The 14,787-nt window shown below is 46.6% G+C and carries 16 protein-coding genes; 5 read left to right on the forward strand and 11 right to left on the reverse strand.

Annotated features, from left to right (window positions below; genetic code table 11):
* Positions 1-327: 327 nt before the first annotated feature.
* Both BBEV_RS15605 and tnpA read right to left on the reverse strand, forming a co-directional pair.
* Entirely contained in the window at positions 328-1,668 is a 1,341-nt protein-coding gene (locus tag BBEV_RS15605; RefSeq protein WP_069366304.1) for an RNA-guided endonuclease InsQ/TnpB family protein, read from the reverse strand.
* Between the two features lie 32 nt (positions 1,669-1,700).
* Entirely contained in the window at positions 1,701-2,099 is a 399-nt protein-coding gene (gene tnpA, locus BBEV_RS15610; RefSeq protein ID WP_069366305.1) for an IS200/IS605 family transposase, read from the reverse strand.
* A gap of 310 nt (positions 2,100-2,409) precedes the next feature.
* On the opposite strand from tnpA, the gene BBEV_RS15615 reads away from it, so the two are divergent.
* From BBEV_RS15615 to BBEV_RS15625, 3 genes are read left to right on the forward strand one after another with little or no spacing between them, the layout of a single operon-like run.
* Entirely contained in the window at positions 2,410-3,468 is a 1,059-nt protein-coding gene (locus tag BBEV_RS15615; protein WP_069366306.1) for an SAM-dependent methyltransferase, read from the forward strand.
* 26 nt (positions 3,469-3,494) lie between these two features.
* Positions 3,495-4,781 carry an NAD(P)/FAD-dependent oxidoreductase gene (locus BBEV_RS15620; RefSeq protein ID WP_069366307.1) on the forward strand — a complete coding sequence of 429 codons (1,287 nt, stop codon included), beginning with the start codon at positions 3,495-3,497 and terminating at the stop codon, positions 4,779-4,781.
* A complete protein-coding gene (locus BBEV_RS15625; RefSeq protein WP_069366308.1) occupies positions 4,778-6,793 on the forward strand; it encodes a DUF1365 family protein in 2,016 nt (671 codons plus the stop codon). The genes BBEV_RS15620 and BBEV_RS15625 overlap by 4 nt, the downstream gene beginning before the upstream one ends.
* A gap of 66 nt (positions 6,794-6,859) precedes the next feature.
* Here the strand turns inward: BBEV_RS15625 and BBEV_RS15630 are convergent, their stop codons facing one another.
* Both BBEV_RS15630 and BBEV_RS15635 read right to left on the reverse strand, forming a co-directional pair.
* Positions 6,860-7,531, reverse strand: a complete 672-nt coding sequence (locus BBEV_RS15630; protein ID WP_069366309.1) for an ABC transporter ATP-binding protein — start codon at positions 7,529-7,531, stop codon at positions 6,860-6,862.
* A gap of 1 nt (position 7,532) precedes the next feature.
* Complete coding sequence (locus BBEV_RS15635) at positions 7,533-8,558, reverse strand: FtsX-like permease family protein (protein ID WP_069366310.1); 1,026 nt, start codon at positions 8,556-8,558, stop codon at positions 7,533-7,535.
* Positions 8,559-8,816: 258 nt separating this feature from the next.
* Here BBEV_RS15635 and BBEV_RS15640 point away from each other — a divergent pair, with 258 nt between their 5' ends.
* Entirely contained in the window at positions 8,817-9,164 is a 348-nt protein-coding gene (locus BBEV_RS15640) for a TIGR04104 family putative zinc finger protein (protein ID WP_069366311.1), read from the forward strand.
* Positions 9,165-9,204: 40 nt separating this feature from the next.
* Complete coding sequence (locus tag BBEV_RS15645) at positions 9,205-9,534, forward strand: hypothetical protein (RefSeq protein WP_069366312.1); 330 nt, start codon at positions 9,205-9,207, stop codon at positions 9,532-9,534.
* A 45-nt stretch (positions 9,535-9,579) separates the two neighbouring features.
* Here BBEV_RS15645 and BBEV_RS15650 read toward each other — a convergent pair whose 3' ends face one another.
* From BBEV_RS15650 to BBEV_RS15685, 7 genes are all read right to left on the reverse strand, one after another.
* Positions 9,580-10,782 carry an ISL3 family transposase gene (locus BBEV_RS15650; RefSeq protein ID WP_069366790.1) on the reverse strand — a complete coding sequence of 401 codons (1,203 nt, stop codon included), beginning with the start codon at positions 10,780-10,782 and terminating at the stop codon, positions 9,580-9,582.
* A 505-nt stretch (positions 10,783-11,287) separates the two neighbouring features.
* Complete coding sequence (locus BBEV_RS15655; protein ID WP_198155024.1) at positions 11,288-11,614, reverse strand: hypothetical protein; 327 nt, start codon at positions 11,612-11,614, stop codon at positions 11,288-11,290.
* 93 nt (positions 11,615-11,707) lie between these two features.
* Positions 11,708-12,013 (reverse strand): hypothetical protein, encoded by a 306-nt coding sequence (locus tag BBEV_RS15660; protein ID WP_069366314.1) that lies wholly within the window; start codon positions 12,011-12,013, stop codon positions 11,708-11,710.
* Positions 12,014-12,480: 467 nt separating this feature from the next.
* On the reverse strand, positions 12,481-12,768 hold the full coding sequence (locus BBEV_RS15670) for a hypothetical protein (RefSeq protein ID WP_069366316.1): 288 nt from the start codon (positions 12,766-12,768) through the stop codon (positions 12,481-12,483).
* Positions 12,769-12,890: 122 nt separating this feature from the next.
* Positions 12,891-13,463, reverse strand: coding sequence for a hypothetical protein (locus tag BBEV_RS17670; RefSeq protein WP_069366317.1), 573 nt, complete (start codon positions 13,461-13,463; stop codon positions 12,891-12,893).
* A gap of 32 nt (positions 13,464-13,495) precedes the next feature.
* Positions 13,496-14,167 carry a hypothetical protein gene (locus BBEV_RS15680; RefSeq protein ID WP_069366318.1) on the reverse strand — a complete coding sequence of 224 codons (672 nt, stop codon included), beginning with the start codon at positions 14,165-14,167 and terminating at the stop codon, positions 13,496-13,498.
* A 217-nt stretch (positions 14,168-14,384) separates the two neighbouring features.
* Positions 14,385-14,570 (reverse strand): hypothetical protein, encoded by a 186-nt coding sequence (locus BBEV_RS15685; RefSeq protein WP_069366319.1) that lies wholly within the window; start codon positions 14,568-14,570, stop codon positions 14,385-14,387.
* Positions 14,571-14,787: the final 217 nt, after the last annotated feature.

The following is a 14,787-nucleotide window of genomic DNA, read 5'->3' on the forward strand; positions in this document are numbered from 1 at the left end:
TTTGACGCTTACCCTTCAGATATATAAGTATCATATACCCTTGTCAACGAACCCCCACTGAGGTACAACGTTTCAGCGGGGGCTTGAGATAGCCAAGCAGGTCTTTTCTTCTTACGAAGAGTGACGCTCTGCGTGGTTCTTCTCAAATCACTGTTTTTGGTTGGTACTGGCGACGTACGATCGTTTTCCCACTTGCACCACCCTTCCGAAGAAGAGCAGTTCTTCCTAACGGAAGAAACCACCACTCAGAATTTAACTGGCGTGTGCTACAAGCCCCAACAAAAGTTGAGTACACATGGATGGTTGACGCACCCACTAGGCTATGCGCTAAGCAACAGCTTTACGTTTTTGAACGTCCATGATCATGGGCGTTTTTATTTTCGTTTTTTCATCCCATTCTGCTACTTGAGATTTCCGAAGGATATTTAATGCTGCATTAATGTCGGCATGGATGCATTGTCCATTTTCACAGCGATAGAAGCCGCGATATAGGCGCTTCCCACTAAAGGAGTACATCGTGTTATCGCCTTTTGACCAAACCGGAATATCGTCATGATCCAGAAAACTAGCTTTAGACGTGTAGCTCTCTTCCTGCTTAACGAAACGGATGCCTTCTTTGAGACACTTGTTCTCAATAGCCGAAATCAATCTGTGGAAAGGAATTTGTACGAACTCTTGATTGTTTTTCTTCCCTAAATGCGATTCTTGTTTCCAACCGGCATTATAACCCATTACCACGGTATCGACGTTCAGTCGTTTTATCTGTTTGAATAACAAACCTACGGTTTGTGAAAGGTAGCCGTCTATTTGGAGATTTCGTTTACGCCAAAGAGAAGCGATTTGGTTTGTCACTATGCGTTTCGACAAGCCGTTTTCGATGTTTTTCTGTTTTAATTCGCTTATCTTTTTGTTGAAGTACTGATTGATGGATTTTAACTTCTTTCCATTCATCAAAAAGGCGTCTCCTTGATTCGTTGTACAACTAAGAAGATAATCTACACCTAAATCGCAACTCAAAGCTTTTGTCGTCGTTTGTTGTTTCTTCATTTGAGACATCGGTACTTCGTATACATAATGAGCCTCAAAGAACCGACCGTTTTGCTTTGGCACAATTTCAATGTAAGAAATGTTTTTATCCATTAAATTCTTTGGCATTCGCAGTCTTAAGGGACCAAAACGTTTTCTGAAAGCAGTATTCATTGGAATATTCCAATACCCGTCCTGATCCACTTGGGGAACTTGATAGATTTCGATGACGCGTTTAGCCGTGGAACGAGAATACTTTGGGAACTTTGGGCGACCTGTGAAACCTTCAGGGGTTTCTTTCCACTTCTTTAACGCTTCGAAGAAGCTCTTTACGTCACTGAGTAAGGTTCTTCGAACCGCTTGTACGGAGTTGGATTGAATGCCCCAATAGTTCATATCGGCCTTCATTGCGCTGTCTATTTCTTTTGTTGTCGCCATTTTGTTTTCATTCAAATACTTTTGTTTAATCGTATATAAGCCTACGTTGCGCAAAGCCTTGGAACTATGAGACATGCGTTGCAGAAGTCGAAACTCCCTAGCGCTCAGGGCGTTGCGACCAATGTTCTGTTTTTGAGTGAACCGTTGCATATTGACTGTTTTCTTTTTCTTGCGCAATACTTTAATCGGTTTTTTCCTAGCCATTTGTGTCACCTCCTTTACCGACGTTAAGATGTTTACTTCATCCCTTGTGTTTCGATATATTTGCGAATGGTTTCAACAGGTGCGCCACCCGAAGTTAAAAGACAATAGCTGCGCGACCAAAACATTTCTTTCCATAGCGACTTTTTAATATGAGGGAAGTCGCGCTTTACTAAACGGGAACTAACGCTTTTGTAATTGTTTATTGTTTTTGACAAATCTACATTAGGAACCGAACGGAACAATACGTGAACGTGGTCACCGTCTTGATTCCACTCTTCCAACTTGATTCCCTTAGGCTCCATTAAGCGAACGAAATGATCTTTCAAATACTCTGAAATATTATTATCAATCACTTCTTTTCGGTACTTAACAACCAAGACTAAGTGGTAATATAACAAGAACACTGAATGATTATTATCATCTAATTCCAAATGGTATCAACCCTTTCCGTCTACACTACTCATTATACCATTTAACAAAAAAGAAGCTAGATATATTTTCGAACACTTGTTCTTTTATTTGAAACACCTATCAGTCGTAAGACTGATGGCAATTCATCACCACCTGAATCGCTGGGCTGACGCCCGTATCGCGAATCAGATGGAGTCTTCTTGCCTAATGATGATAAAACATAACGCAGCCTGCCATGAACAGCATGATGACGTTTCCGATGTTTTTGGTTTGGGTATACAATCATTATAATCAGACTTAACAATTCATTTACAAAAAGGGGACCAAACGATGTGGTACGAACCGATATTAGAGAAGAATCTTGTGCCGGATAAGACCTTGAGAATCGCTGTACGACGCCTGCTGAAAGAGCGCTTGAAGCAGCAGACGTTCGCCAGTGTCGAAGCCGAGCAACATTACATCAACGCCTTCATTCAGGATCTGAAGCAAAAGCCGATTGCCGTCAATACCGACGATGCCAATGAACAGCATTACGAAGTACCCGCGCTGTTTTTCGAGAAAGTCCTCGGTTCAAAGCTGAAATACAGCTGCGGCTACTGGGATAACGACATCAAGCCTTCCCTGTACCACAAAGGACTCGACGATGCCGAAGAAGACATGCTCGCACTGACATGTGAACGGGCGGATCTCAGAAATGGCCAGGCCATTTTGGAACTGGGCTGCGGCTGGGGGTCTTTGTCGTTATACATGGCGAAGAAATACCCGATGAGCATCATCACCGTACTGTCCAATTCGTCGTCACAAAAAGCCTACATTGACGAGCAGGCCCAAAAAGCGGGTCTGAACAATCTCACCGTCGTCACCGCCGATATCAACGACTTCAATACAAAATACCGCTTTGATCGCGTCGTATCCGTCGAGATGTTTGAACACATGCAGAACTATCAGCTGCTTATGAAGAAAGTGGCCGGCTTCCTTGAACCGAAAGGCAAGCTGTTCATCCACATCTTCCGCCACAAGAGTACACCTTACTTATTCGAAGTCAAAGGCAGCGGGGACTGGATGGCCAAGTACTTCTTCACAGGCGGGATGATGCCAAGCGCCCATTTACCCCTCTATTTCGCCGATGATGTTGCGATTGAGAAGCACTGGGCCGTAAGCGGTCTTCACTATCATAAAACGTGCGAAGCGTGGCTTCAGAAAATGGACCAGCAAAAAGACACGATCATGCCGATTTTCAAAAAGGTTTATGGCACGAAAGAAGCCAAACGCTGGTGGGTCTACTGGCGCATCTTTTTCATCGCCTGTTCCGAATTGTTCGCGACCAACAATGGCGATGAGTGGAGCGTCGGTCACTATTTGTTTACCAAAAAAGAAGCGCAAGGTTAACGCGAGACAGAACAGGAGCCCTTACTATGAAGAAACCAGCAGATCCAAAACGCCGCATTGCCGTCATTGGTGCCGGAGTCTCCGGCATCGTCGCTTCTCACATCCTGCAGCAAGGGTATGAGGTACATCTTTTCGAAAAAAATCATTACCTGGGCGGCCACACGAACACCATCGTCATACCCGATGGCCCGGATCAGGGGACGCCTGTCGATACCGGATTCATCGTGTTAAACGACCGCACTTACCCGCTGTTCAATGAGTTCCTCAGTCAGCTTGGCGTCAAAACGAGAAACAGTGAAATGTCATTCAGTTATTTTGACAAAGAGGATGATTTTCAATACAAAGGCACGACGTTAAACGGACTCTTCGCCCAGCGAAAAAACCTGTTCAACAAGTCCTTCTACAAGATGCTCTTCGGTATCAATAAATTCAGTAAACAGGCGTTGAAGGACCTCGAACAGGACAACTTTCAAGGGGAGACCCTCGGGGAATACATCGACAAGATCGGTATCAGTGCCCCGGCGAGGGAACGCTTCCTGATCCCGATGGGCGGCGCCATCTGGTCGTCATCGAATCAGGATATCCTGGACTATCCTGCCGAGAGCTTTGTGCGCTTTTTCAAAAATCACGGGCTCCTCTCATTCAAGGATATTCCCCAGTGGCAGACCGTCGTGGGCGGAAGCCACGCCTATGTTCATGCGTTTCAAAGGCAGTTCAATGGCCAGATTCACTTGAATGCGAAAATTGAGCACGTCCGCCGCACCGGTCAAGACGTCATTTTGCGCATGGAGGACGGAACCGAACAGCAATTCGATGACGTCGTCATGGCGGCGCATGCCGATCAGAGCCTCGCCCTCCTGGCTGATCCGACGCCGGACGAGAAAAAATGGCTCGGTACCTGGACGTATTCCAAAAACGATACGCTCCTTCATACCGACACGTCTGTACTGCCTTCGTCCAAACGGGCCTGGGCTTCCTGGAACTACGTCCGGGATCCGCTGCACACATCAACAGACGAAAAACCCGTCTCGGTGTCCTATTATATGAACCTCCTGCAGGGACTGGAAACCGAAGCGGACTACTGCGTGACACTGAATGCAACCGACGGGATTGACCCGGAGAAAATCATCCGGGAAATCCATTACCGTCATCCCGTCTACACGAAGGATTCGATCCGCTCGCAAACAGAGTTACCGAAGTTGAACGGGCAGCAGCACACGTATTTCTGCGGCAGTTATTTCGGGTACGGGTTTCATGAAGACGGGGTGAGGTCCGGCGTTAACGTCGCGAAGCAAATGGGGTATCACCTATGATCGCACATCTGTACAAAGGCGACATGACGCATGCGAGAATCCACCCGGTCTCACACCGGTTCAACTATCCGATTTATTTCATGTCCGTCGATCTCGATCACCTGGAAGCACTGGGTCAACAGGTCGCCTTGTTCAGCTATAACCGCTTCAACCTGCTCTCGATTCACGACAATGATTATCTCCTTGGGGAAGGCACCATTAAAGAGAAACTGGTGCGCTGCCTCAAGGAGTCACATAAATCCTATGCAGCCAGCATCACAACCGTCCAGTTACTGACCATGCCCCGCTTTGTCAATTATGCCTTCAATCCTGTCAGCTTCTACTATTGTTACGACCAGAAAGCAACCCTTCACTGCATCGTCGTGGAAGTGAGCAACACCTTCCATGAAAAGCATCTGTACTTTCTCGACAAAGAGAACCAATTACAGCAGGCGGCAAACTCCGGAACCCTTGACAGTGGTGCCATTGCCTATGGGAAAACCATGCGCTTTCAACAGGACAAAGCCTTTCACGTCTCCCCGTTCAATAACATGGACGGCGATTACCGCTTCCAACTGACGGATCTGCTGGATGACGTACAGATTCACATCAACCTGCACAAGGAAGAGGCCCCTGTGTTGACGACGAGCCTGTCCGTCAATGCCCTGCCGTTTACCGACCGGTCCTTGTTCCAGGGGATGTTCAAGATCCCTTTTACAGCGACCATTGCCATGCCGAAAATCCTCTGGCAGGCAGCCAAATTATATTACAGGAAAGGACTGTCGATTCATATGAAACCAAAACCATCCAGTGAGCTGACCTTTTCCACGGCGAAGCCGTCTACTGCTGTTTCCTTTCGCATGGGGTTGTTTTTCCGCTACTTGGAGCGCCTGAAAATCGGGGCTTTACACATTGAATTCCCTGACCGGAGCGTGAAAACCTTCGGGGATCAACACGCCGATTTCAAAGCCTTTCTGAAGATTCACAACTATGCCTTCATCACGAAAGTGGTCAAAGGCGGGGACATCGGGTTGGGGGAGTCCTATATGGACGGGGACTGGTCTTCTCCTGAACTGACGAATGTGTTCCGCTTGTTCCTCATGAACCGAAAGCACTTAAACTACGCCAAGGTGAAGCGCAACTGGTTCACCGATCTCACGGTCCGTTTCCGGCACTTCCTTCGTCGCAACAACCTGACAGGGAGCCGCAAAAATATCCAGGCCCATTACGACCTGAGTAACGATTTCTTTCAGACGTTTCTCGATGAGAGCATGACCTACTCCGGCGGGATTTACCGTCACGAAACCGACACCCTGGAAGAGGCCCAGAAACAGAAGCTGCAGGCCATCATTCAAAAAGCCGACATCCAGCCAGGTGAGCATGTGCTCGAAATCGGCTCCGGCTGGGGAAGCCTCGCCATTGAAGCGGTGAAGTCCACCGGCTGCAAGGTCACGTCGATTACCCTGTCAGAGGAACAGTTCGCCTATGCCAAGGAAAAGGCTGAACAAGAAGGAGTCGCTGACAAGATCACCTTCAAGCTCTGTGATTACCGGAACCTGGAAGGGCGTTACGACAAAATCGTCTCCATTGAAATGTTCGAAGCCGTCGGACACGAAAACTACGGCACGTTCTTCAACATCTGCGACCGCCTCTTAAAACCGAACGGCAAACTTGTCATGCAGGTGATTTCCATTGCCGATCAGTTTTACGATACGTACCGCAGTAAAACCGACTGGATCCAGGCGTACATCTTCCCCGGCGGGATGCTGCCGTCCTTATCTGCCATGACGAAAGCGATGATCAAGGATTCGACGTTCATGCTCAACGACTTGGATAACATCGGCATCGATTATGCCTACACCCTGCGGGAATGGCGGGCGCGTTTTACCGAGAAGCAAGAGGCCATTCAAGACCTTGGGTTTGATGAGAAATTCATGCGCATGTGGGAATATTACTTATGCTACAGCGAGGCCGGCTTCTTATCGAAACAAGTCAGCAACTATCAGTTCGTCTTTATCCGCCCGAATGAATAATCCCCCATCACGCCACATCGAAAAGCCTGCCAATGAAGCTGTTATCGCTTCCTGGGCAGGCTTTTTTCAGATCAGTCCGTCCTGCATGGCAATGGTGCGATCGACAAAAGGCAGCATCTCCTGATCGTGGGTCACCATCAATGTCGTAATCCCTTTCGCTTTTGTTAATGCACGGATCAGTGCCATGACTTCTTTAGATTTCGATGAATCCAGGCTCGCCGTCGGTTCGTCCGCAAACAGGATGTCGGGCTGATGAATGATTGCCCTGGCTACAGCCACTCGTTGCCGCTCGCCTCCCGATAAGGATGAAGGATAGGCGTTTCTCCGGTGACGCATCCCGACAGCTTCGAGCATTTCATCAATCACGTCTTCTTGTTCGATTTTCTTCAGCTTGATCTCGGCCACTCCCAGCATGAGACTCAGCTGCTCTTCGACGGTCAAAAAGGGGACGAGATGTGCGGATTGAAAGACGAAGCCGAACGACTTGGCCCGAAGCGCACGTAACTGTTCCTGATTCATTCCGGTCATCTCCGCACCTTCAAAATGAATCACCCCCTCCGTCGTCGACTGCAGCCCTGCAGCGATGGTCAACAGGGTGCTTTTCCCGGAGCCGGATGCACCCACAAGGGCCGTGATTTCGCCCTTTTCCAACGACAGGGTAATCCCTTTCAGTATATCTTCGTCCACATCACCATTCACAATGGTTTTCGTAATGCCTTTCATCTCAAATCGACTCATCTTACATCTCTCCTTGTTGAATCGCCTGCAGCGGTTCGATTTTTTTGATCTGAATGCCTGACACCGTTGCACCGAGAAAGCCGATGACAAGGAAAATCAACGACAGCTGCAAGGTCACCTCCAGCGTTAATTCAAACGGCAGCTCCGTGACCGCCACCTGGAAAAGCTGGCTGAGCCCTCCGGAAAGCAACAGCGCTCCGATGGTGATCGTCAGCATCTGCACCCACATCATCAGAAACAGGCTGCTTGTTTTGACACCGATCGCTTTCAAGATACCGTAGAGACCGATTTTCTGAACATTCATCATATAAAAGAAGATGGCAAAGAGCATGCCGCTGATCCCGACCAGGAACCAGACGATCATATTCAAAGACAGCTGTTCGGCACTGTAACTCGGGATGGTATTGAGAAAGGCATCGTTTGAAAAGGCATCCAGCCCGCTGATCACTGTCCCCTCGCCTCCGGGGATGAATACCAGCTGCATTTTTTCCGTCTGGAACATGTCCTGATAATCGTCGGGACTGATCAGTGCCACGGGCGCGTGGTTATATTTTTGATGATCCAGAAAGCCTTTCACCGTCAAATCTCCACGCAATGAACCGGCCGTGAGCGTATCCCCCGTATTGATTTCTTCCCTCATCGATTGATCGACGAAAATCTCGCCGGATTCCACTTCGCCAAATAACCCCGTGTCAAACGCTGCCACGAAAACGACGTTGTGACGCACGTCTTCAGCGTCATGCAGGGCGCCATTTTGAATGGACATCACCATGGCCTCATCGAATACCCTGAACACGTTCTCCTGTGTATCCGGATCAATCTCGGACATGTTAACATTCTCATCCGCTGCCTCGTCCAGATAAAAGACACCTTCAGGCATGTCTTTAATCAATGATGCATTATCATAGGACAGTCCATTCGCCAGCCCCGCAATCATAAACGTTAAAAAACTGATCAGAAAGATGATCGAACCGAGTATCGTGAATTTCATTTTGCTTTTCCTGATTTCCTTAAAGGCAATCCGCATGTTTATTCCCCCATGTCTGTGATACGTCCCATTCTACAAAGCAAACATGAACGGAAGATGAACGATCACTCTGAACAAACCAAAAACACCCCGGTCAAGAGAGGCTTCTCTCAACAAGGGTATAGATTATGACAAACGGAGAACAAGTAGGTTAAAATGAGATAAACTGCCGGAAAAAAGCAATTTTCATGGTTACTCAGGACGGAATCTTCTCCTGATTAATTGATATGCTTTACTACTTGGAGGAGGCACATTACGATGAAATTTACCCTGCCCGTATGCGATTCCTGCCGCACACCACTCACCTGGAAACAGGCGCTGGTTGCCCAGCGATTCATTAAAGAATACACCAGCTGTCCCACCTGCCAGGAGAAGCAGTTCGTCAAAGCCCGGAAAGATTTTCTGATCCTGACACTGTTTATTGCACTATTCCCATTACTCCTGAACGTGTTTACCGATCTTGCGATATTCCATTCCATCATCTTATACGCCGTCATCATTATCCTGCTGGTGATCCTCTCACCGTTCACGTATACGCTCAACACAGAAGATACGAGAACCGGTGTAAATCAGAACCTTTTCGAAAACAAGCAGACAAAAAAATAAGATGTTATACTGGCGATAACACAAAAAAGGAGGGCTTTAAATGGCACATCATACACATGAAAACCATACACACGAGCATTCTCTTTCCTGCGGGCACACGAAAATCCGGCACGGTGATCACATCGACTACATTCACAACGGTCACCTGCACCACAAACATGAAGATCACTGGGACGAGTGTAAGATCGAAGTTTCTGAAAAGAACCCCGACAACTGTGCGCCCATTGAGGCGAACTGCAACCATCATGAAGACTGCGGTCACGAAATGGTCCCGCACGGTGATCACTACGACTACGTCGTGGACGGCCGCCTGCACCACGTGCACGGTGATCACATCGATGATCACGGACCGGTGGATATTATTAAATAGGTTCTAAGTCAATTGTTGGGGTAGTGGCATTTTGCCGCTGCCCCTTTAACCTACTTGAAAATGTTCATTTTTGAATTGATGATGCAGTAATACCCGGAATCGGAAACGATCGTATCGTCTGAATCCGAATGCATTCCGTTTGATCACTTTCGTCTGATTGTTTAACCCTTCGATCGGACCGTTTGTATAACCATAGGCAAAGCTGTTCAGGATGGCCACTTCCCAATTTCGGAATGTTTTCAGGACGTCTTGAAACTCTTGCATCTCCGATGCCTCCACGCATTGATAGAACGCATGAAGTTCTTCTTTTACGCTTCGCAAATCATGTTGCCCAACCTGTTTCGCCGTTTCAAACCAATCGCGATAAGCTTCTTTCACTTCATAGGCTTCACGAAGCTCCTTTGACAAAGACAGATAGCGTTGGAGATACCAGTGTTGTTTCTCCGTTAAGTCTTGCGCGTGTTTATGAAAAACATGCTTCATTCGTTTACACTTTTTCCGATCATATTCGTGGAATTCCTTCTGTACACGGCGCCGAATCCGGTCCAGCGCCCAATAGATATAACGACAGAAATGAAACCGGTCGGCGACAATAACAGGTTTGCCCAATGCCTGGTCTACCGATGATTTAAAGGAATGGCTCATGTCCATAACCACGATGCGGACTTGACTGCCTTTCTGTTGTAAATAACGTTTGACGGTTTGGACCGCACGGTCCGGCAAAATATCCAATGGTTTTCCTGTCACACCATCTGCAATCATGACTTGATATTTCCCTTTTTCGGTGTCTCCCTTATACTCATCGATGGCAATGACCGAAGGAAGCTCCTTCACTTCCGACAACATAGGGGCAGCGATCTGATCGAACCTTCTCATCACGGTGGTTGGAGACGTATGAAACTGTCTGGCCGTGTCCGTGAAATTCTTTCCCTGGATCACACGCAGTCCCAACGCCTGATTCCATTCCACCGTGTGTCGTTGGTAACGTTCCACCAGTTTGATCTGTTCAGAAAATCGCTTGCCACATGGGCATACGTAACGTCTTCGACGATAGAACAAGACCGTAGGTCGTTCCCACATTTTCAGGTGTTGCATCTTCTGGATCCGGTAATCATGGACTTTACTCGTCCATTCAAAACAACATGGACACCTGTGCGGCCCGCGTTCCATCTCGATATGAAGGTGTACTTCCCCATCAACAATGGCTGTTTTTGTTACGATCGCTTCTTCTAACCCCGGAAAGTTCATGTTAAAATCAGTAGTATGCACGCAGATCCTCTCCTTCACTTTGTTTCTCGTCAATTCAAGTGTAAAGGATAGAGGAGCCTGCGTGTTTTTTATGCCCAAATTTGTGGCCATTTGACATGCTGGCTTTGAACCAATCAGCTTGTTTTTCATGAGTGACAGGCGGTGACGCCAGAGGGATCAGCGAGTGTTTTCATGCGACGAGTAACCGCAGGAGCAGAATCTGAAGATCCACTTTTGCAAAGCAAAAGTTAGCTGAAGACAAGCCCCTGGGACAGTAAGACACGACGAGGTACTTTCGAGTCGATTGTCGCACTGATGCTGTTTGCACTTCGTGCAAACGTCCGCCGTAAGCGATTGAAAAACAACTCTGAAAGCACAGCCATTGTTTCTAAACCCCAACATATATTTTAGAGCCATTAAATAAGACGACAAAGACCGTCCTCCACGATGTTGGGGACGGTCTTTTTTCATGCGTGCATATCAATCTTCATGCCATCTGTGCCGGTCATGACTTTTCAAATAAATCGATAATGACAACATCCTCTTCGGACAATGCATATTGCTTCAGTACCTTTTGAATCTTCTCTTTTTGTGTTAATGCCTCATCATCCACACAAACACATACATAATTTCCACTGATGTGGTAATCAACTTCCTCTTCCGGATCGCTGAATTCAACGCCATGCACATCACTTTCAAAGCAGTTGTAATCCGCCACATAAACATAGACTTTGAACGGCGTAAAATGAATCAGGATGTCGATCACGTCTCCGTGACCCCCGCTCAGATCAACGCCCAGCTGGTTGATTTTTTTGACGAAATCATTCAACAAAGAAATCACTCACTTTCTCAAAATAATCAGCTTTTGGATCCAAGATACAATCCTTTCCCTGCTTCTTCGAAGTGAAGAATGCCGGGTTTCAGTTTAGGCAATGACACCTTTTTCCTTCAGAATTTCCCGTGATTCATCATCCGCAGGTTCAAATCCTGATCGAAGCAGCTTCTGAATATAGATCTTGTTATACAAGAACGCCATCACCAGCGCCGGTACCCAGCCGAGCAGGCCACCGCTCAAGAAACCCATCATGACCGAACTGAAGAAGATAATCGAAGACCATTTCAGATCCCCTCGAAACAACGGTGGAAAAAACGCGAAAATCAGCACGGTCCAGCTGAAGCCTGCTTTAGGCTGTTTCGTCATTCCGTTTGAATCAATCAAATCTACACGCATATGGTACCCCCTCAAGTTTTATGATGATGCTGACTGCGAACTTTTATCTCATCATTATTATGTCAGAAGGATCCCTCTGACATCGGATTAATCACAATAATATCAGATTCACGATTTCATTTCCATGGTATTCCGATTCATTCAACTTCACGAAAATAACGCGATGGCTATCAAGACTGACGTCAAGAGGGTGCGCCATCGCATTCATCAATACTTAATTCATTTCATTCAATCGTCTTTCAATGTTAATGAGAACGTGGAGAACGGAAGAAATAAATAAATAGAATAAACCTCCCACTAAACCACTTGTCAGCATACTTAAGCCCCATAGGAGGTCAGGCACAAAAATAACCGAACAAATACCGACTATGATTAAAAAACAACCAAAATAAAACAACATTTCAGTAACCACTTTTGGACCCATAATGACACTCCTTATTCGATTCATATGACAAACGATGTTGAATTCATTTCTCTAATAGTTTCATGTTATCTTTTCTTAAATAGTCTAAGTACAGGATGATTCTGCCGATTCCGAGTAAAATCAGTCCAAAGAATGATGTGGAAACAAAATAGCCAAATCCGATATACCAACTCATTGGATGCGACTCAATGCTGCTTATCATTCGGCCGGCCGAGTTTATTTCAAATGTCACGACATTCAGATACACTCCAATGACTAAAAAAGAAATCATACCCATCAGAATAAAGCATAATCCCGAATAATAAAGTGCTGATTCAATCTTGTCGTTCATAAAATCCTCCTCATTTGCACACGTGTTAAACCTTAGTATTGATTACAAAAATAAGCGCAATCCGAACCTTGTATGTCCCACCAAATCGGCTCGGATCACGCTTGTACAATTCCATGTTTCCGTTACCTGAACTCCCTGCCTGTCAACGTCTCCAAGAGGCTGCAGAAATCTCCCCATTCTTCCGGGAACTTGTTGCTGCCGTACTTTCGGAGGGTCCTGCCTTCTCTTCTGATTTCAATGGACCACTGGGTGCCGTCCAGCACGTAGGGCTCGACGTACTTCGCTTTCCAGTTCAGGAAATCCAGCCATTTCAACTCTTCCACGAACCGTTCCATCGCTTCTGACGTAATTTCCTTCTTCTCCTCCGCAACACTATCCCCAAGCTGCCGACGCCAAGTCACATTCCTGCTTGGAAAATCGACAGCCACTTCATACGTGCTGCCAAAGAATCCGCCAATCGAAGCGGTGATCCCGGTGATCTCGTCATAGGCATGATCAATCGCCTCCTGCCTGTTCCATTCATACCCGCACCCTTTACAATGATAGTCCGGTACAGATTCATCGATGCAGCAACCTCCCAGTTTCACTTTACCGGCCTCAGCTTCCTGAAACAGCTCATATTCCGGCATCCCGTAGATAATCCGGATGACGTTCAATGAATGGCAATCAGGACATTTTTTAACGTTAATTCCCACATCATCGCCTCCTCTAGCTGGACGACCCGGACTTAATATTCCACCGTGATATCCACGTCTTCCCCGATGCTTTCGAAATCCTCATTGTTCGGTGCACTCCAGGTAATCCGGACATCTTCCACATCTTCTGCATTGGAGTTTTCGAGTACGAAGAAGATCGTCCCGCTGGAACTGGTATTACCCATCATGTCGCCACCCAGGTGATCCGACAACCACATGTCCGCCTGGAGCTGTTCACCTGTGGACGTGGCAATTTCAGCCTGGTCTGCATAAAACATGATGTCCTCATCGGATGTGTTTTCCACCGAGATGTCCATTTGAATCAATTCCAGCTGATCCGTTTCCATGAAATCAGCCATTTCTCCTGACAGTTCACCGGACTGGGCATTCAGCTGTTCGACCTCCATCACAACCGGACCTGTTTCGATCGTGTCGATGTCATCCGCACGGGCGTGCAGTGTAAACACACCACCTTCGTTTTCCACCGTCTCACCAACTTCCGTTTCCCAGCCGTCTTCTGCGATCTCGTCCGCGGCATCATCAGAATCGTTAGTACCATTCGCCTCTTGATTGTTGCTGGCATTCTCTTCTGTGTTATTCCCTCCAGCATTCACATTGGTGTCTTCATTGCCTTCATTGTCATTTCCGCAAGCTGCAACTACCAATAGGGTTGCAAGCGACATACCTGTTATCAACTTTTTCATCATCGATCTCCCCTTTTCGTTAAAGTCATGAATCATCACGCATTGCTTTGCCTGATACCTTCTATACTACCGAGTGTTAGGACAGTGACTGTCAGCGAACGTCAGTTCATTGAAAAAAATAAACCCGATTGCCGAAAAAACAGGCAGTCGGATTCATCCATTCCGTATTAATGATTTTCAGTGCATGAAAAACACAACAATCATCCTTCGCAGAGTTTTAAACTTTTTGGTTGTTATTTGTGACTCGAGGTAAAACTTCGATCACAACCCATCCGATCATCATCCCGATTCCGGCTGCGACCAGGTTCCAAATCCAGTCAATGGATGCATGGATCACGTAATCAAAAAAACAGAACAACAGATATAACGCTGCCCCTAACATCACTCTTTTTTTACCGTTCATTGTGGCTCAACCATCCTTTTTTGCGTCGCACGCGATTCACTCACACAACCATTTATTACTTATTTTAACAGGGAATATACGTGATTTCCTTCTTTTCTTGAAATTCTTTTTTGCCCGAGTATAAACACATCCAATGCCAATCCATCCAGAAAAGACTGAATTATTTGATAATTTTTCAGTTCTATACTATGATGGCTTTAGTCGGATCGATCGACGA

The organism is Salisediminibacterium beveridgei, assembly GCF_001721685.1.
Taxonomy (GTDB): Bacteria; Bacillota; Bacilli; order Bacillales; family Salisediminibacteriaceae; genus Salisediminibacterium; species Salisediminibacterium beveridgei.